At 39.3% G+C, this 16837-nt stretch carries 19 protein-coding genes and 11 tRNA genes; 28 read left to right on the top strand and 2 right to left on the bottom strand.

The annotated features are described in order from the left end of the window. Positions 1 to 187: 187 nt before the first annotated feature. Positions 188 to 667 carry a PH domain-containing protein gene (locus tag J2S17_RS24835; protein ID WP_307479036.1) on the top strand — a complete coding sequence of 160 codons (480 nt, stop codon included), beginning with the start codon at positions 188 to 190 and terminating at the stop codon, positions 665 to 667. Next, positions 660 to 2105: a PH domain-containing protein gene (locus J2S17_RS24830; RefSeq protein WP_307479033.1), complete on the top strand. Its 1446-nt coding sequence runs from the start codon at positions 660 to 662 to the stop codon at positions 2103 to 2105. The genes J2S17_RS24835 and J2S17_RS24830 overlap by 8 nt, the downstream gene beginning before the upstream one ends. 68 nt (positions 2106 to 2173) lie before the next feature. On the opposite strand, the gene J2S17_RS24825 is transcribed toward J2S17_RS24830, so the two are convergent. Then, positions 2174 to 2893 carry a rhomboid family intramembrane serine protease gene (locus J2S17_RS24825; protein ID WP_307479030.1) on the bottom strand — a complete coding sequence of 240 codons (720 nt, stop codon included), beginning with the start codon at positions 2891 to 2893 and terminating at the stop codon, positions 2174 to 2176. A 256-nt stretch (positions 2894 to 3149) separates the two neighbouring features. Here J2S17_RS24825 and acpS point away from each other — a divergent pair, with 256 nt between their 5' ends. The 14 genes from acpS (at position 3150) to J2S17_RS24755 (ending at position 14396) form a co-directional block, all read left to right on the top strand. Continuing rightward, positions 3150 to 3506: a holo-ACP synthase gene (acpS, locus tag J2S17_RS24820; RefSeq protein ID WP_307479028.1), complete on the top strand. Its 357-nt coding sequence runs from the start codon at positions 3150 to 3152 to the stop codon at positions 3504 to 3506. A gap of 160 nt (positions 3507 to 3666) precedes the next feature. Then, a complete protein-coding gene (locus tag J2S17_RS24815; protein WP_307479025.1) occupies positions 3667 to 4680 on the top strand; it encodes a LolA family protein in 1014 nt (337 codons plus the stop codon). A gap of 235 nt (positions 4681 to 4915) precedes the next feature. Continuing rightward, positions 4916 to 6073: an alanine racemase gene (alr, locus tag J2S17_RS24810; RefSeq protein WP_307479119.1), complete on the top strand. Its 1158-nt coding sequence runs from the start codon at positions 4916 to 4918 to the stop codon at positions 6071 to 6073. Positions 6074 to 6280: 207 nt separating this feature from the next. Next, positions 6281 to 6562 (top strand): CopG family ribbon-helix-helix protein, encoded by a 282-nt coding sequence (locus tag J2S17_RS24805; protein WP_307479023.1) that lies wholly within the window; start codon positions 6281 to 6283, stop codon positions 6560 to 6562. A 4-nt stretch (positions 6563 to 6566) separates the two neighbouring features. Continuing rightward, on the top strand, positions 6567 to 6917 hold the full coding sequence (locus J2S17_RS24800; protein WP_307479020.1) for a type II toxin-antitoxin system PemK/MazF family toxin: 351 nt from the start codon (positions 6567 to 6569) through the stop codon (positions 6915 to 6917). 370 nt (positions 6918 to 7287) lie between these two features. Next, positions 7288 to 8112 (top strand): RsbT co-antagonist protein RsbRA, encoded by an 825-nt coding sequence (rsbRA, locus tag J2S17_RS24795; RefSeq protein ID WP_307479016.1) that lies wholly within the window; start codon positions 7288 to 7290, stop codon positions 8110 to 8112. Next, positions 8109 to 8465, top strand: a complete 357-nt coding sequence (locus tag J2S17_RS24790; protein ID WP_307479013.1) for an STAS domain-containing protein — start codon at positions 8109 to 8111, stop codon at positions 8463 to 8465. Before rsbRA ends, J2S17_RS24790 begins: the two co-directional genes overlap by 4 nt. A gap of 4 nt (positions 8466 to 8469) precedes the next feature. After that, on the top strand, positions 8470 to 8871 hold the full coding sequence (locus J2S17_RS24785) for an anti-sigma regulatory factor (protein ID WP_307479009.1): 402 nt from the start codon (positions 8470 to 8472) through the stop codon (positions 8869 to 8871). A 10-nt stretch (positions 8872 to 8881) separates the two neighbouring features. Continuing rightward, complete coding sequence (locus J2S17_RS24780) at positions 8882 to 9892, top strand: PP2C family protein-serine/threonine phosphatase (RefSeq protein WP_307479006.1); 1011 nt, start codon at positions 8882 to 8884, stop codon at positions 9890 to 9892. 57 nt (positions 9893 to 9949) lie between these two features. Continuing rightward, positions 9950 to 10282, top strand: coding sequence for an anti-sigma factor antagonist (locus tag J2S17_RS24775; RefSeq protein ID WP_307479003.1), 333 nt, complete (start codon positions 9950 to 9952; stop codon positions 10280 to 10282). After that, entirely contained in the window at positions 10279 to 10752 is a 474-nt protein-coding gene (gene rsbW, locus J2S17_RS24770; RefSeq protein WP_307479001.1) for an anti-sigma B factor RsbW, read from the top strand. The genes J2S17_RS24775 and rsbW overlap by 4 nt, the downstream gene beginning before the upstream one ends. After that, on the top strand, positions 10730 to 11524 hold the full coding sequence (gene sigB, locus J2S17_RS24765; protein WP_307478998.1) for an RNA polymerase sigma factor SigB: 795 nt from the start codon (positions 10730 to 10732) through the stop codon (positions 11522 to 11524). Before rsbW ends, sigB begins: the two co-directional genes overlap by 23 nt. Further along, a complete protein-coding gene (locus J2S17_RS24760) occupies positions 11521 to 12111 on the top strand; it encodes a PP2C family serine/threonine-protein phosphatase (protein ID WP_307478995.1) in 591 nt (196 codons plus the stop codon). The genes sigB and J2S17_RS24760 overlap by 4 nt, the downstream gene beginning before the upstream one ends. A gap of 113 nt (positions 12112 to 12224) precedes the next feature. Next, a complete protein-coding gene (locus J2S17_RS24755; RefSeq protein ID WP_307479116.1) occupies positions 12225 to 14396 on the top strand; it encodes a Tex family protein in 2172 nt (723 codons plus the stop codon). Between the two features lie 35 nt (positions 14397 to 14431). Here J2S17_RS24755 and cmpA read toward each other — a convergent pair whose 3' ends face one another. Continuing rightward, positions 14432 to 14542 (bottom strand): cortex morphogenetic protein CmpA, encoded by a 111-nt coding sequence (gene cmpA / locus J2S17_RS24750; protein WP_307478993.1) that lies wholly within the window; start codon positions 14540 to 14542, stop codon positions 14432 to 14434. Between the two features lie 166 nt (positions 14543 to 14708). On the opposite strand from cmpA, the gene J2S17_RS24745 reads away from it, so the two are divergent. From J2S17_RS24745 to J2S17_RS24690, 12 genes are all read left to right on the top strand, one after another. Further along, positions 14709 to 15182 carry a SprT family protein gene (locus J2S17_RS24745; RefSeq protein WP_307478991.1) on the top strand — a complete coding sequence of 158 codons (474 nt, stop codon included), beginning with the start codon at positions 14709 to 14711 and terminating at the stop codon, positions 15180 to 15182. Positions 15183 to 15430: 248 nt separating this feature from the next. Continuing rightward, positions 15431 to 15505, top strand: a tRNA-Asn gene (locus J2S17_RS24740). A gap of 3 nt (positions 15506 to 15508) precedes the next feature. Then, positions 15509 to 15599: transfer RNA gene (locus J2S17_RS24735), tRNA-Ser, on the top strand. Positions 15600 to 15633: 34 nt separating this feature from the next. Further along, positions 15634 to 15705, top strand: a tRNA-Glu gene (locus J2S17_RS24730). A gap of 26 nt (positions 15706 to 15731) precedes the next feature. After that, positions 15732 to 15808, top strand: a tRNA-Asp gene (locus tag J2S17_RS24725). 12 nt (positions 15809 to 15820) lie between these two features. Continuing rightward, a tRNA-Gln gene (locus tag J2S17_RS24720) sits at positions 15821 to 15895 on the top strand. A gap of 154 nt (positions 15896 to 16049) precedes the next feature. Then, positions 16050 to 16125, top strand: a tRNA-Lys gene (locus J2S17_RS24715). A gap of 13 nt (positions 16126 to 16138) precedes the next feature. Further along, a tRNA-Leu gene (locus tag J2S17_RS24710) sits at positions 16139 to 16220 on the top strand. 62 nt (positions 16221 to 16282) lie between these two features. Continuing rightward, positions 16283 to 16369, top strand: a tRNA-Leu gene (locus J2S17_RS24705). A 59-nt stretch (positions 16370 to 16428) separates the two neighbouring features. Next, positions 16429 to 16505, top strand: a tRNA-Arg gene (locus tag J2S17_RS24700). A gap of 6 nt (positions 16506 to 16511) precedes the next feature. Continuing rightward, positions 16512 to 16588 (top strand) — tRNA-Pro (locus J2S17_RS24695). A gap of 29 nt (positions 16589 to 16617) precedes the next feature. Next, positions 16618 to 16691: transfer RNA gene (locus J2S17_RS24690), tRNA-Gly, on the top strand. The last annotated feature ends 146 nt before the right edge of the window (positions 16692 to 16837 follow it).

The following is a 16837-nucleotide window of genomic DNA, read 5'->3' as shown; positions in this document are numbered from 1 at the left end:
GGTTCGTTCACACTCTCCGTTTCTTTATCCGAGTCGATGCTCTTTTTGGCCCCCCTTGAGAGAGCAGAGCGCATCCACTATGCTTATTATGTACAAACTAAATATTTGAAAAGACAGTACAACTTCCATTTATGTCATGTATACTAAAAAGAGTAATTTGACAAGGAGCTTTCAGGAGGTTTTACATATGCTTACTAAGCCGCAAAAAAGAATATCCAAACGAGGGTTGACTGCCTGGAAAATTTCAGGCGCAATCAACTCAATTTTCGTATTATTGGTTGCTGGAGGAGTCATAGCTTTAACCCTAATATTTGATTGGCCAATATGGATTATTGGTGCAGCGCTTATGTTTTTTGCTATTTATGCCTATCTTTTCATCATGCTCATCCCGACCCTGCGCTGGAAAAGGTGGCGATATGAAGTAAGAGAAAATGAAATAGAGCTTCAGCACGGTGTCTTTATCATCAAAAGGACGCTCGTACCGATGATCAGAGTCCAGCATGTAGATACCCAGCAAGGACCGATATTGCGCAAATACCGTTTAGCAACGGTCACTGTATCAACAGCAGCGACGATACATGAAATACCTGCTTTAGATGTTGAGGAAGCGGAAGAGCTGCGGTTCTTTATATCTAATTTAGCAAGGGTGGCTGTGGATGATGTCTGAACCAAAGAGGCTGCATCCTATTTCGGCTCTTGCAAACTTTGTTAAACAACTAAAGGAATTACTTATTCCGATTCTTTTATTTGTTGTAGTAGGTAATAGCGAAGGATACATACAATTTTTCATTACTCTAGGGTTCGTTCTCTTAATACTAATCACTGGAATATTGACCTGGCTCCGCTTTACTTACCGGATTGAAGAGGGAGAGCTGAGAATTGAATCAGGTATCATTGTAAGAAAGAAAAGATATATACCTTTTGAAAGGATTCAAAGCTTGGATCTATCAGAAGGGATATTACAACGTCCTTTTGGACTTGTGAAGATGACTGTGGAAACGGCTGGCTCTGGCACGGAGGCGGAGGCGGTTTTAACAGCCATCACGAAATCAGATGCAGACCGTATTCAACAAGCACTTTCTTATTCGAAAAGTGAGAACCAATTGGATATGGAATCGCAAGTGACAAAGGAAGAATCAATCATTTATAAAATCAAGCCGAGCGAGCTGCTATTGCTGTCTTCAACATCAGGCGGTGTTGGTGTGGTTATTTCCGCTGTGGTTGCTTTCATGTTTCAATTTGCTGAAGTGATTCCTTATGAGAGGGTTTATGAAGAGCTTGAGGTGTTTATATCGAGCAGCCTCATATTCATCAGTATCCTTGTTTTCCTTGGCTTTTTGGTTGCTTGGCTCATTGCATTAATTGGCTCTGTATTAAAATATGCGAATTTTACTGTTAAGAGGACAGATGAGGATATCATTATTTCTAGGGGTTTGTTGGAAAAAAGACAATTGACTATTCCGCTCCATCGCATTCAAGCCCTTCGTATCAGTGAAAATATCATTAGACAACCGCTTGGCCTTGCCTCCGTATTTGTAGAGAGTGCAGGTGGATCGGTCAAAGATTCGGATAATGCTCGAGTGATGCTGCTCCCTGTTATTAAGAAAAGCCAGATAGAAATGATTATGGCGAGCTGTTTACCTGATTATGATTTGAATCATTCATTTACACCTGCTCCTAAAAGAGCGTTAAGAAGATATATGTATCGAGGGCTTATATTATCAGTTCCCATTAGTGCGGCTTTAATCTACTTCTTCAGACCTTGGGGATATATAGGGTTTGCAGTCATTTTCATTTCTCTTTTCTTTTCATATTTGCAATTTAGAGCGGCGGGGTGGAATTTAGAGGAGAGTCAAGCCACTCTTAGGTATAGAGGTATAACAAAAAATACCGTGTTTCTGAAAAAGAATCGAACGCAATCTTTGACTATGAGCGAAAGCCATTTCCAAAAGAAACGAAAACTGGCTACCATCCAAGCGATGGCTATGTCCGGATCGGGGGCAACGGGTGGAAAGGTTGCTGATTTGGAGCAAGATGATGTAATCACGCTTTACAAATGGTACTCCTATACTGACTGTGATCAACAGGAAAAACCGCTACACTAAAAACTCTTAATGGCTGTCGACTTTGTCGACAGCCATTTTAGAATTTCCATTTGCATGGCGTTTTTATCTTATCGAAAAATTAAGCCAAGGATAGCCAGTAAGACGATTCCTCCCCAAACAAGCAGGGTCTTAAGGGGAATGCCATTGAAGCGTTGCCGGGCAGGTTTCCAATTGCCTGTTTTAATTGTTGAGAAGCCTGACGTTTTGTTTTTTATTGTTGCTGCACCTATGAGGAAGCCGGCAAGCAGTCCAAAGAGGTGGGCGGTTACATTAATATTAGCCTGCATAAATGTCATGACGATACCAATAATGGTAATGGTCAAGACGAGCTGGGTGTTTTGCCTCGATAATAAGTCGCGTCTGAAAACGATAATCGAAGTGAAAAAGCCGAAGAGGCCGAATATCGCTCCGCTCGCACCTACATGCATATACGTAAGCGGCTCTAATATTAGGGTTGCTACATTTGCGCCAATACCAGAAATGAAATAAACGAGCAGAAAACGGACCTTTCCAATCAACCTTTCAAGAGCTGGTCCAAATAACACCAGCGAAAAGCTATTGAACAATAAATGAGCGAAACCATTATGCATGAAGATAGGTGTGACAAGTCTCCAGTATTCACCCATCACAATATTCAGATTGACGCCTGCAAACAAGTTCATTAACCAGCCAGAAGGTAAAATCGGCAAAACCGTCAGTAAATAAAGTACAATATTAATAGCGATTATCCAAGTTACTATCGGATAAAAGCGAATGAATTCTTTAAAGCTCTCAGTTCTTATAAACATCGAGAACCTCCTCATAATATTTTTAAACAGTTGGGATTTTGTACAAAGATATGAAATGATAAAATTATTCAAATAAGAGAAATGTCTAGCACTAGCGAGTGTCTAGGAGAATTCCTCCCAGAAAAGTAAAGAGCACCTTACCGTGAGACTCGCCTGGTGCTTGCCTTTAGGCTGAGCAAGGCGCCCCGCGCTTTTCTTAAATCATACTATAGTTTGTTTTATGCAGCGATTAATTTAAATAGAAGGAAGATGAAAAATGATTATTGGTATTGGAATTGATATTACCGAGCTCAGCCGCATTCAAAAAATGGCAGCTTATAAAGAAAAATTTGCTGCAAGAATTCTAACAGATAAAGAACAAGAAATTTATCAATCCTTATCAGAAAGAAGAAGAGTAGAATATTTAGCAGGCAGATTTGCTGCAAAAGAAGCATTCTCTAAAGCATATGGTACCGGGATTAGTAAAGATCTTTCTTTTCATGATATCGAAATCACAAGTGATCATAAAGGAAAACCTTTTATCATAAAACCATTTAAGGAAGGAGTTCATCTTTCTATCTCCCATAGCCGAGAGTATGCGGCTGCTCAAGTAGTAATAGAAAAGATTGATTAATTTACCATTAGAAACATTTCCTTAAATTTTATAGAGCTTGTATGAACGTCTGGAATATTCCCTAAGGTTGTCTCATATATTCAGTAGTGCAGAGGAGAAGACAAGGCCACGGATGCGCATTATCTTGCATTAGCTGAATTGAGACAAAGGGGTTGAAAGGATGAAAAAGAAGCTTATCATGCTGCTCATCGGGTTGTCAGTCATGTTATTATTAGCAGCTTGTGGGACAAAATCACAGGAAGATGTAACAAAAGAGCTAAGTGGAAAGGTTGAATCATTAAAGGGCTATAAGGCAAATGCGAAGATGACTTTACAAATGGGCACTGATCCCCAAACCTATGATATCGAGGTTTGGCATAAGGAGCCTGAATTCTATCGTGTAGCATTAAAGAATGCGCAAAAAGACCAAAGTCAGATGATTCTCCGCAATAAGGAAGGCGTATATGTGTTAACACCAGCCCTAAATAAGAGCTTCCGTTTTCAAAGTGAATGGCCAAAAAATAGCAGCCAGGCTTATTTATATGAATCTTTAGTAAAAGATATTATGAATGATAAAGAAGCCAAGTTCACAGCAACGAAAGATCATTATGTGTATGAAACAAAAACAAGATACCAAAACAATCAAATGCTTCCAACTCAAGAAATCACATTGAAGAAATCAGACTTATCTCCTGTGAGTGTGAAGGTGATGGATACTGATAAAAATCCTTTAGTAACCGTAGAGTTTACTAAAGTGAAATTCAATGAGGAATTTGATAAAAAGGATTTTGATATGCAAAAGAATATGACAGGTGCACAATTAGAGATTCCTGTTATGGCCGAAGTGGACAAGGAAGAGGGATTCACAGTCATGTATCCTGAAGCAGAAATCCCAGGCGTAAGCTTAAATACAGAAAAAGAAGTGGATATTGAAAATGGGAAGCGCGTCATATTGAGCTATACTGGAGCCAAATCGTTTACATTAATACAGGAAAAAGCAACGGCTGTTCCAGCAAGCGCAGCAACCTCGGTTAATGGCAATCCAGTTGACTTAGGCTTTACCATTGGAGCTCTTTCAGAAAATATGATCTCATGGACACATAACGGTGTGGATTATATGATTGCTTCAAATGAACTATCCGAAGAGGAGTTTGTAACCATTGCTCAATCGGTCCAAGGTGAAATGGTGAAATAATAAAAAGAGCCAACTCAGAGCAAGAAAACTGGGTTGGTTTTTTTGACTTTAATTCTCTCCGAACATTTTTTGAAAGAACGCTTCTTTTCTCCAAAGTGCTATTTCAAGCAATCTCCCGACAAACATTAGAATAAAAAATCGAAATTTATCGAATATGGTCTTTGCTGTATAATTTTCATATGACATAATCAAATATATCTATATAAAAAGTGGCAGAGAAGAGGAAGTGAAAGTGTTGGATCAGCAGTCCCGTTTTTTTAGAGATACATGGGCAGAGATAAATTTAGATCATATCACATATAATGTAGAGTCAATGAGAAAATATGTGGCTGAAGATATTGAAGTATTTGCAGTCGTTAAGGCAAATGGCTATGGTCACGGAGATGTGGAGATAGCAAACGCAGCATTGGAAGCTGGTGCAACATATTTAGCAGTAGCGACATTAGACGAAGCACTTGCATTAAGGCAAAAAGGGATAACTGCGCCTGTTTTAGTATTGGGAGCAAGCCGGTCCGAAGATGCCCAAACAGCTGTCGAAAATGGAATCACTCTAACCATCTTTCAAGTAGAGTGGTTACTGGAAGCGAAGAGATTCATTGATGATACAAAAGGTTTAAGTGTGCATGTGAAATTTGATAGCGGTATGGGGAGGCTTGGGATACAGCGACAAGAAGAATGGCAGGCAATTGAAACAGAGTTAAAGGCTGGCAGTCACTTTAAGCTTGAAGGGATATTCACTCATTTTGCAACTGCGGATGAAATAAAGGTGGATTACTTTGACATGCAGCTTGAACGATTTAATCAAATGCTTTCCTGGGTGGACCAAAAACCGAAATATATTCATGCAAGTAATAGTGCAGCTGGATTAAGGTTTGCACAATCTCATTTTAACGCTGTACGTTTTGGGATTTCTATGTATGGATTAACACCTTCATTAGAAATGGAATCCGTTTTGCCGTTTCCTTTAAAGGAAGCTTTTTCACTTCAAACAAAGCTTGTACATGTGAAGAAATTAAATAAAGGTGAAAAGGTTAGTTATGGTGCTACTTATGAAGCAGAAGCGGACGAGTGGGTAGGAACATTGCCAATTGGCTATGCAGATGGATGGATTCGGAAATTAGGCAAGCAAGAGGTTTTAGTCGGCGGCAAGCGCACACCCATTGTCGGAAGAATATGTATGGATCAATGCATGATTAGGCTTACCGACGAGCTACCGCTTGGTACAGCAGTGACCTTAATTGGTGAGCAGGGACAAGAAAGAATATCGGTAAATGAAATCGCCCAAAGGCTTGAAACCATTAATTATGAAGTGACTTGTCAAATCTCAAGTCGTGTTCCGCGTGTGTACAAGCGAGCTGGAAAAGTAGTTTCTGTAAGAAATATGATACTTTAATGCATACCTTGCTTTAAGTTTGCAGATAATAGTTATTAACATATGGGAATTTATAACTTCGTTTCCTTGGAAGGGAATGAATAATCGATTTTTTTACGGATTAATCAGGAAGAATATGAAAACCCCCTTTGCATCGTTTGAGAATAGTGGTAATATGAAAATTGGTAGATATAAAATGGTATGCAGTGATGGTGGAGGTGTATGTTTGTGTCTGAATCCAGCGCAACGACAGAAATTATGGTTAAATTGCCGCAGCATCTATTGACAGAGTTAGATGTTTTTGCGAAGCAAGAGAACGTGAACCGAAGTGAGTTTATTTATCAAGCAACCAAAATGTATTTGCGTGAACGGAAAAAGAGACAAATTCGTGAATCCATGAGAAGAGGCTACATGGAGATGGCGAAAATAAACTTGACGATAGCATCTGAAGCATTTCAAGCGGAATATGAGGCAGAAAACGCAGTTGAACGTCTAGTAAGCGGAGGATGATCCTTTGATTGTCAAACGTGGTGACGTTTATTTTGCAGACCTATCCCCAGTTGTTGGTTCAGAACAAGGCGGTGTCCGTCCAGTGCTGGTCATACAAAACGACATCGGGAATCGGTTTAGTCCCACAGTAATTATTGCAGCGATTACCGCACAGATTCAAAAAGCAAAGCTGCCAACTCACGTTGAAATTGATGCGAAGCGATATGCTTTTGAAAGAGATTCAGTAATCTTACTAGAACAGATTCGTACAATTGATAAACAGAGATTAACCGATAAAATTACCCATCTCGATGACGAAATGATGGAAAAAGTGAATGAAGCCTTACAAGTGAGTCTAGGTCTCATTGAATTTTAAAGTAAAACGCTCTAGTATAGGGGCGTTTTTTATTTTACACATATTTAGGCTGTAGAATAAAAAGTCAGAATAATAATAAAATTCTGCTTTTTCCAAAAGATGAAAAGTAACAGATGGCAAAATTATTTTACATAAAAGGTTTCGAATGTTATAAATGAGGGTAACTTGGATATTTGGATAGCCTAATTGTATCTTTCTCCTTAATAAGGAAGATATCCTTATGCTAAACAACATTTTTTTTATGATAAAATTAAATAGAGTGTAGAAATATGAGGATTCCTTTACAATTTTGTATTTTGTTTTACAATACCCTATAAAAGGAAGAAGTAACCAAAATCTATGATAAAATAGGGAGGATCATGGAAATACAATGACTTTAAATTATATTCGTTCTAATAGACAGGCCATTTTTGAAGAATGGGTTCAAAGATTAAAAGAACAATCGGATGAAACAGTAAGTAATGTAATTTTAGATCAAAATTTTTCAACAACAAGCACTGAGCTAATTAATTTAGCCATTTTAAAAATATCAGGATCAACTGAAGAATATACGACAAGACTTGAGGATTTTTCTGACAAGATTGTACGTCTTGGTTGGCCTTTAAGATTTGTGGTAAATACCTTAGATGTTTTCGGCGACTTAGTTTATGAAGGCATGGAGAAGGACGGGCTAGTCGATTCGAAAAACCAGGTTAAAGTGATGCATGATATTAACCATTGGATGAAAGCAATGATCAGTGAGATTATTAATGATTACACATCCACTTGGGAAAGAACAATCTCTAATCAAAAAATGGCTCTTCAGGAATTGTCGGCCCCGCTTATCCCGGTATTTGACGGGATTACCGTTATGCCGCTTGTTGGGACCATTGATACTGACCGAGCAAAACAAATAATGGAGAACCTTCTTCAAGGTGCAGTGAAACACCGGTCAGAAGTCGTATTAATTGATATTACAGGCGTTCCCGTTGTTGATACTATGGTGGCACACCATATTATACAAGCGGCAGGTGCTGTTCGTTTAATAGGTGCCACATGCATGATTGTTGGAATTCGTTCGGAAATTGCCCAAACGATTGTGAGTCTTGGAATCGACCTCAGTCGCGTCATTACTAAAAACACATTAAAATCTGGTGTAGAAGCAGCCTTAGAAATCACGAATTGCAAAATTGTGCCATTGGAGGTTAAAAAGTGAGAATTCCAATTTTAAAGTTACATGATTGCTTACTTATCTCCATTCAATGGGAGCTGGATGATCAAACGGCACTCCAATTTCAGGAGGACTTACTGCAAAAGATTCATGATACAAGCGCCAATGGAGTGGTAATTGATTTAACTTCCATCGACTTTATCGATTCCTTTATAGCTAAGGTGTTGGGCGATGTCATCGAAATGTCGAAACTCATGGGTGCGAAGGTTGTCATTACAGGGATTCAGCCTGCTGTAGCAATCACTTTAATAGAGTTAGGAATAGGTTTAAATAATGTACTTACGGCATTAGACCTAGAAAAAGGCTTGGAGAAATTACAACAGGAATTGGGGGAATAACCGAATGGAGAACCAATCCTGCGTTAAGATATTAAATGAATGGGACATTGTGTCCGCTAGGCAGCTAGGGCGAAATGTCGCAAAAGAACTTGGATTCGGCACGGTTGACCAAGCAAGAATTACGACTGCGATAAGTGAACTTGCCAGGAACATCTTTCTTTATGCGGGACAAGGTCAAATTTGTATAGAAAAAATGTATAAAAACGGAAAAGTGGGTTTGCGTATTATTTCTCTAGACAAAGGCCCAGGTATTAACGATCTAAGACAAGTAATGGAAGATGGTTATTCAACATCAGGAGGATTAGGAGCAGGTTTACCTGGAGTAAAACGTCTTATGGATGAGTTTATGATTGACTCCAATCCAGGGGATGGTACAGATATACAGGCGACTAAGTGGCTCCGATAGGGGGAGAATGATGGATTTCAGAAATATGATGGAGTCCAAATATCGGGAAATACTGGTTAACTATTTAAAAGATGGTTCTGAACAAGCGCTTTATCAGAGCCAGAAATTCAGCAGAAATTCGATGGAAGACTCTATTCCGCCAGAAGAAATTGTAAGTATGCACAAAAGTTTGATGATAGAACTTTTCCCGGATTTCACACCGGAAATGCAAGAATCATTTGATATTTTGCTAGAAGTAATGGTCGGGTATGGGTTTGCTTATCGTGAACATCAAAATTTGAAGCATATTCAACAGGAATTACGTACTGAAATGGAGATTGCTGCCAATGTTCAACAAACGCTTTTAGGTACAAAGGTGCCGAGTGTTGAAGGGCTGGATATAGGGGCAATCAGTGTTCCAGCAAAGCATATGAATGGTGACTATTTTCATTTTGTCAAAGATGAAAATGGAAGCGTAAGCATCGCAATTGCCGATGTTATAGGCAAAGGGCTACCAGCTGCTCTTTGCATGTCGATGATTAAATATTCGATGGACAGCTTGCCGGAAAACAGAAAAAGTCCGACACTTGTGTTAGAAAATCTTAATAGGGTAGTGGAACAGAATGTCGATCTAACGATGTTCATTACAATGCTCTACGGAATCTACAATATCGAGAATCATATGTTCACCTATGCTTCTGCAGGTCATGAACCAGGACTTTATTATAATGCTAGTGAAAAAGAATTTACTGAGCTCACTGCTAAAGGGCTTTTGCTCGGAATTGAAAAAACAACAAAATATCGACAGTATGAAAAAGAAGTATCGCCGGGAGATATGATTATTTTAATGTCTGATGGAGTGACTGAATCAAGAACGGAAGAGGGCTTTATAGAAAGGGAAACATTGTTATCGCTTATCGAAAAGAACATTCATTTAGAGGCACAAGCGATTGTACATAATGTTTACAAAGAGCTCGAGAAGTTACAGGACTTTCATTTACAAGATGATTTTACATTAATTATATTGAAACGAGAGGTTTAAGTTTCTTTAATAGGGGTATTAAAGAATATCCAGCTATACGTAAAGAGGTGGGTCATAATGAATATTAATATAAACGTTAACGATAATGAAACATTAACAGAGATCAGTGTGAGCGGAGAAATTGATGTATATACAGCGCCTAAACTGCGTGAAACTTTATTGCCGTTATCGGAAAAGGAACAAGTCGATATGATTGTTGATCTTTCTGGCGTTTCTTATATGGACAGTACTGGGTTAGGTGTATTTGTAGGATTGTTTAAAAATGTCCGTGCGCATGAAGGTAAATTTAAAATTATTGGATTGTCTAGCCGATTGCAGAGATTGTTTGAAATCACGGGTCTAGCTGATATTATAGATATTAGCAGCAAGGTGGAAGGTGATGTGAAATGAGTGAATCGTTCGATTATATTGAAATGAAGATTCCTTCCAAAGCTGAATACGTAGGGATTATTCGGCTTACTCTTTCCGGAATTGCCAGCAGAATGGGTTTTACTTATGATGAAATTGAAGATTTAAAAATAGCTACGAGTGAAGCGTGCACGAATGCTGTTCAACACGCATATAAGCAAAATGAACAAGGTGAAGTGCAAATAGGTTTTGGGTTGTACAAAGATAAACTGGAGGTTATGGTTGCCGATAGCGGAAAGAGTTTTGATTTCAACCAAGCGAAAAATGGAACAGGTCCGTATAATCAAACGGATTCTGTTGAATTTTTACGTGAAGGGGGATTAGGACTATACCTGATCGAAACTTTGATGGACGAAGTCAAAATACATCACCAAGAGGGTGTGACGGTCTTTATGACTAAATACCTAGAGGGAGAGCAGGTGGAGAGGGATGCAGAAGCAATCTCAACCTAACCAGAGATCTAAAGAAGAAATAAATGAGTTAATTAAAGCCTATCAACTAAATCAAGATGAAGTAGCTCAAGATACTCTTGTGAAGCAGTACCATAGACTAGTGGAATCGATTGCGCGTAAATACTCAAAAGGTCGTTCTTATCACGAAGATATTGTTCAAGTAGGCGTGATTGGTCTTTTAGGAGCGATTCGCAGATATGATGATTCGTTCGGAAAGTCATTCGAGGCGTTCGCAATTCCTACTATTATAGGTGAAATCAAACGTTATTTACGAGACAAGACTTGGAGTGTGCACGTTCCGCGACGCATTAAGGAACTCGGGCCAAAAATTAAAGCTGCGGCAGAAGAATTAACGACAGAGCTGCAGCGTTCACCAAAAGTGGATGAAATTGCTGATGCGCTGGGTGTATTAGAAGAAGAAGTATTAGAAGCGATGGAAATGGGTAAAAGTTATCAAGCGCTATCTGTCGATCATTCAATTGAAGCTGATTCCGATGGCGGGACAGTTACATTGCTTGATATTGTCGGTAATGTAGATGATGGGTATGAGAAAGTTAATCAAATGCTTGTTCTGGAAAAAGTACTCCATGTCCTTTCGGATCGGGAGAAACAAGTCATTCAATATACATTTTTAGAAAACTTGAGCCAGAAAGAAGCTGGAGAAAAACTAGAAATATCACAGATGCATGTATCTAGGTTGCAGAGAAAAGCAATTAAAAAGCTTCAAGAGGCAATCCATTTGGAAAATGAAAGTTCTGAGTATATGTTATGACCGAGGCTAATCAATTCAAAGTCATTACCCATCAAACTGCAAAATCAGGACAGTCAGTTTGTGGTGATTCCTTTTATTATATGACAACTGAGAAATACTTTATTTGTGCGATAGCGGATGGTTTAGGCAGCGGGCAATTTGCCCATGAGGCCTCATCCGCAGTGACTGCGGTCATTGAGGAGCATCATGACAAAGATGTTGATACACTTATGCATCTAAGCAATGAAGCACTTTCACATAAAAGAGGAGCAGCTGTAGGGATTGTTAAGGTCGATTTTATGACTAAAGAACTAATATACAGTTGTGTCGGAAATATACGTTTCTTCTTTTATGGCGACTCAGATAAACTCATGTATCCGATGCCTGTCACAGGTTTTTTATCAGGAAAGAGGCAAGTTCTTAAGACACAAAGGTTTAAGTATGAATCTAGTATTAAATTCCTTATGTTCTCTGATGGATATAATATATCGGGTATTAAAAAGATCATGAATAAATATCTTTCTGCAGAATCAACCTCGCAGTTAATCAAGGCGAATCACCCTTCAATCGATGACGATGCAACATTTATAATAGGAAGCTTGCGCTGAAGTAAAAACAGGCAGGCTTTTTTGTTTGCAGCGTGTAGTGACTGGGATAAAATGTGAAACATGTCTTTCTATTTGTTAAAATGGAATTAAGAATGGCTCCTGGAGGAATGAATGTGGAAAAAACATTGGATAAGAAAGAACAGATTATACAGTCGATTGCCAAAGAACAATCCTTATCATTGAAGCAAGTGAACAATACAATTGCTCTTATAGAAGAAGGCAATACTGTTCCTTTTATTGCACGTTATAGAAAAGAAATGACTGGTGCATTAGATGAAGTGCAAATTCGTGATGTAGTGGAACGGTGGCAATACATACAGAATTTAGATCAAAGAAAGCAAGAAGTCATCCGCCTAATAGACGAGCAAGGGAAATTAACATCTGAATTAGCTGTGGAGATAGATAAAGCGTTAAAATTACAAGAAGTAGAGGACTTATATCGTCCGTATAAACAAAAAAGACGAACAAAAGCAACAGTAGCAAAGGAAAAAGGACTTGAGCCGCTTGCTGAGTGGATGATGACCTTCCAAGTGAACCTTTCCCCAGAAGAAAAGTCAAGGCAATTCATTTCAGAAGAGAAGGAAGTTACCTCTGCTGAAGAAGCGCTTGCAGGTGCTATGGATATTATAGCGGAGTGGATTTCAGATGAAGCGGAAAGCAGAAAGTGGATTCGAAATGAAACATTTAAAAATGGTAAAATTCATTCTACTTTAAAAGATAACACCAAAGATGAAAAAAATATTTTTGAAATGTATTACGATCATGAGGAAAGTGTAGCAAAAATCGTTCCTCATCGTATTTTGGCGATGAATCGCGGAGAAAAAGAAGAAGTAATTAGAATGAGTATTAAAGCCAATACTGACTTTATTGTTGGCCATCTTTATAAAAGGTGGATAAAAAAGGATCATTCCCTTGTAGCTCCATTAGTAAAAGAAGCGATTGATGATGCTTATAAACGATTAATCTCACCTTCTATCGAAAGAGAAATTAGAACTGAACTGACAGAGAAGGCTGAGGAACAAGCCATTAAGATTTTCTCTGAAAATTTAAGAAAGCTACTCTTGCAGCCGCCGTTAAAAGGGAAAGTGATTCTCGCTGTTGACCCGGCCTATCGAACAGGATGCAAGCTGGCTGTCATTGATGAGACAGGGAAGGTAATGAACATCGATGTTGTCTATCCGCATCCACCTGTATCAAAGATGAAGGATGCAAAAGCGAAGGTCATTGAGCTATTAAAAACCTATAGCGTGAAAATGGTTGCGATTGGTAATGGTACCGCCTCAAGAGAAACAGAGCAGTTTATTGCAGATATACTAAAGGATATGCAAGAAATTTACTACTTAATAGTGAATGAAGCAGGAGCGAGTGTGTACTCAGCTTCGGATATCGCTCGTGAAGAATTTCCTGACTTTCAAGTAGAGGAAAGAAGTGCGGTATCCATTGGCCGCCGACTTCAGGATCCTTTAGCTGAATTAGTGAAAATCGATCCGAAGTCAGTCGGTGTAGGGCAATATCAGCATGACGTATCTCAAAAAAAATTAACTGAGTCACTTAACTTTGTAGTAGAAACAGCCGTCAACCAAGTAGGTGTGAACGTGAACACCGCTTCACCTTCTCTGCTTCAGCATGTAGCAGGCTTGTCCAAAACAGTGGCAAATAATATTGTGAAAAAACGTGAAGAAGAAGGGAAATTTATTAGCCGTAAGCAGCTAAAGAAAATTCCCCGCCTTGGTGCAAAAACTTATGAACAAGCCATTGGCTTTTTGCGAATATTAGATGGTGATGAACCACTGGATCGTACAGGAATTCATCCCGAAACCTATCCCGAGGTGATTAAGCTAATCAAACGTCTAGAGTTAGGTACAACGGATTTAGGAACAGAGGAATTAAAAGAATCGCTAGCTAATATAGATGTGAAAACAACGGCAGGTGAACTTGGAATTGGAGAGTTAACATTAAAGGATATTATTGAAGCGCTTGTCAAACCAGGCAGGGATCCCCGGGATGACTTGCCAGCACCATTATTAAAGAAAGATGTCCTTCAGTTAGATGACTTAAATGAGGGAATGGAGCTACAGGGAACAGTACGCAATGTCGTGGACTTTGGTGCTTTTGTTGACATTGGCGTTAAACAGGATGGACTTGTGCATATCTCAAAATTGAGCAATAGGTTTGTAAAACATCCGTTAGATATTGTATCTGTAGGTGATGTGGTCACCGTATGGGTTGACTCTGTAGATAAAAATAAAGGGAGAGTCGCATTAACAATGCTTTCCCCTAAATAAACTTCAGGCACTGCTTATGAAGCTTCAGCTTTTTACTAGCAGTGCTTTTTCCTGTAGAAAAACCAGCATTGATTCAATAATTTAATTTGATAATAGTCCTTTTCCAAGAAAGCACGCTGCATTTGATTTTGAAACCAAACCGGCATCTGAAACCCTCCCTTAAAAACACAATTTTCATAGGTTCATGCAATTCTAACCTTCATAATGTATATATAATGTATGCTATAATAGGTTGTCATGTTCCGATAAATTAAGCGTTATTACTATTCAATTATTTGTATTGCTTTATTGAAAGGAAGGAGTGGGTAATGTATGGAAGATAAAGAGTTGCAGCTGCTTGTAGAGGGTATATCACTCCGTTACTTTGGCAAAGCCTTTCGTCATAAAGCCTTATTTAACGCAAGACTAAGAACTACTGGCGGACGCTATATGCTCACTGACCATCGAATAGAAATAAATAAGAACTATTTCATTCAGCTTGGTGAAGGGGAATTGATTGGCATCATTAAACATGAACTTTGTCATTATCATCTTCATCTAGAAGGTAAAGGCTATCAGCATCGGGACCCTGAGTTTAAGAGTTTAATGAAGCAAGTGGGTGCTCCGCGTTTTTGTTCAACCCTACCTCAACAGAAAAAACGAAAAAATACAAAGGTTATTGTCTATATGTGCATTGATTGCAAACAAATATATCAAAGAAGGCGTCAAATGGACATATCCAAATATGTCTGCGGGAAATGCCGTGGCAGGCTTATTAAGCAAAAAGAAATAGTGAAATCTAATTAAAAAAAGCGAAAAAATTAGTCTGCAATAGTTTTTAAAACATGCTTGACTTTTAAATTAGTGGTTATTATAATTTAAAGAGTCGATAAGACACTATTGTAATAAACACTAGCTCAACAATTGATTTAGTTTCATCATAGTGAAATATATGAACTCTATTTTTTTGCATATTGAGTACGTGTTTGTTAATGTTTTTTAGTGAGAAGCTTTGTTTAGGACAAACAGTTTTCCTTGGAAGACATCATTATTATTCCGCAGTAGCTCAGTGGTAGAGCATTCGGCTGTTAACCGAACGGTCGTAGGTTCGAATCCTACCTGCGGAGCCAATCGGGGAAGTACTCAAGTGGCTGAAGAGGCGCCCCTGCTAAGGGTGTAGGTCGGGCGACCGGCGCGAGGGTTCAAATCCCTCCTTCTCCGCCATAAACTTTACATAAGCAAAACATATTAATATGAAGGCCCGTTGGTCAAGCGGTTAAGACACCGCCCTTTCACGGCGGTAACACGGGTTCGAATCCCGTACGGGTCATTTTTTATTTATAAGTGCTTTTTAGAGGTCCGGTAGTTCAGTTGGTTAGAATGCCTGCCTGTCACGCAGGAGGTCGCGGGTTCGAGTCCCGTCCGGACCGCCACTATAAATATGTTGGGCTATAGCCAAGTGGTAAGGCAACGGATTTTGATTCCGTCATTCCCTGGTTCGAACCCAGGTAGCCCAGCCATTTTTTGAGCCATTAGCTCAGTTGGTAGAGGATTTGAAAATTAATAGCATCGAAGCTCTACTTCACCGAATGATTAATTTTTAAATCTGCAACAAAGATCGCAGGTCTTTGCCGCACCGAAGCAAAAAGATTCCAGGGAACGAAGCCAAAATACGAGCCATTAGCTCAGTTGGTAGAGCATCTGACTTTTAATCAGAGGGTCGAAGGTTCGAGTCCTTCATGGCTCACCATTTTTAATTATTTGCGGGTGTGGCGGAATTGGCAGACGCACTAGACTTAGGATCTAGCGCCGCAAGGCGTGGGGGTTCGACTCCCTTCACCCGCATCAAAAGTTTTTGTTGAACTATCGCTGTAGATGTGATAGAATAGGTTTTATCGCTCAAACGAGCGGTCGTGGCGGAATGGCAGACGCGCTAGGTTGAGGGCCTAGTGGGGGTTAACCCCGTGGAGGTTCAAGTCCTCTCGGCCGCACCAAAAAAACTTCTTGACTTAAATTAATCGACATGATATTATAATAGAGTTGCTTTAAGAGGGCGCCCGTAGCTCAATTGGATAGAGCGTTTGACTACGGATCAAAAGGTTAGGGGTTCGACTCCTCTCGGGCGCGCCATACATACGGGAAGTAGCTCAGCTTGGTAGAGCACTTGGTTTGGGACCAAGGGGTCGCAGGTTCGAATCCTGTCTTCCCGACCATGCAGATTCTTCTCATAACCTAATAATATGCGGGTGTAGTTTAGTGGTAAAACCTCAGCCTTCCAAGCTGATGATGAGGGTTCGATTCCCTTCACCCGCTCCAAACTTTTGCTCTTTGAAAACTGAACGAACAAAAAACGTCAACGTTAATTCAAAAAAAGCTGATTTATCAGCATCGCACTTTTAGTGCAAAAACGAGCTAATCAAACAACACTTTATTGGAGAGTTTGATCCTGGCTCAGGACGAAC

Origin of the sequence: Cytobacillus purgationiresistens (assembly GCF_030813235.1) — a bacterium.
In the GTDB taxonomy this organism is placed as follows: Bacteria; Bacillota; Bacilli; order Bacillales; family Cytobacillaceae; genus Cytobacillus; species Cytobacillus purgationiresistens.
Note: the sequence above shows the minus strand (reverse complement) of the source record. Positions and strands in the feature narration are given on the sequence as shown.

What these genes read in the sequence shown, in the direction of transcription:
- cmpA (WP_307478993.1), bottom strand. Translation starts at nt 14,542, where the DNA reads ATGCCGGTTTGGTTTCAAAATCAAATGCAGCGTGCTTTCTTGGAAAAG.
- J2S17_RS24760 (WP_307478995.1), top strand. Translation starts at nt 11,521, where the DNA reads ATGACCGAGGCTAATCAATTCAAAGTCATTACCCATCAAACTGCAAAA.
- J2S17_RS24815 (WP_307479025.1), top strand. Translation starts at nt 3,667, where the DNA reads ATGAAAAAGAAGCTTATCATGCTGCTCATCGGGTTGTCAGTCATGTTA.
- J2S17_RS24835 (WP_307479036.1), top strand. Translation starts at nt 188, where the DNA reads ATGCTTACTAAGCCGCAAAAAAGAATATCCAAACGAGGGTTGACTGCC.
- sigB (WP_307478998.1), top strand. Translation starts at nt 10,730, where the DNA reads ATGCAGAAGCAATCTCAACCTAACCAGAGATCTAAAGAAGAAATAAAT.
- J2S17_RS24785 (WP_307479009.1), top strand. Translation starts at nt 8,470, where the DNA reads ATGGAGAACCAATCCTGCGTTAAGATATTAAATGAATGGGACATTGTG.
- rsbRA (WP_307479016.1), top strand. Translation starts at nt 7,288, where the DNA reads ATGACTTTAAATTATATTCGTTCTAATAGACAGGCCATTTTTGAAGAA.
- J2S17_RS24825 (WP_307479030.1), bottom strand. Translation starts at nt 2,893, where the DNA reads ATGTTTATAAGAACTGAGAGCTTTAAAGAATTCATTCGCTTTTATCCG.
- J2S17_RS24830 (WP_307479033.1), top strand. Translation starts at nt 660, where the DNA reads ATGTCTGAACCAAAGAGGCTGCATCCTATTTCGGCTCTTGCAAACTTT.
- J2S17_RS24775 (WP_307479003.1), top strand. Translation starts at nt 9,950, where the DNA reads ATGAATATTAATATAAACGTTAACGATAATGAAACATTAACAGAGATC.
- J2S17_RS24780 (WP_307479006.1), top strand. Translation starts at nt 8,882, where the DNA reads ATGGATTTCAGAAATATGATGGAGTCCAAATATCGGGAAATACTGGTT.
- J2S17_RS24745 (WP_307478991.1), top strand. Translation starts at nt 14,709, where the DNA reads ATGGAAGATAAAGAGTTGCAGCTGCTTGTAGAGGGTATATCACTCCGT.
- acpS (WP_307479028.1), top strand. Translation starts at nt 3,150, where the DNA reads ATGATTATTGGTATTGGAATTGATATTACCGAGCTCAGCCGCATTCAA.
- rsbW (WP_307479001.1), top strand. Translation starts at nt 10,279, where the DNA reads ATGAGTGAATCGTTCGATTATATTGAAATGAAGATTCCTTCCAAAGCT.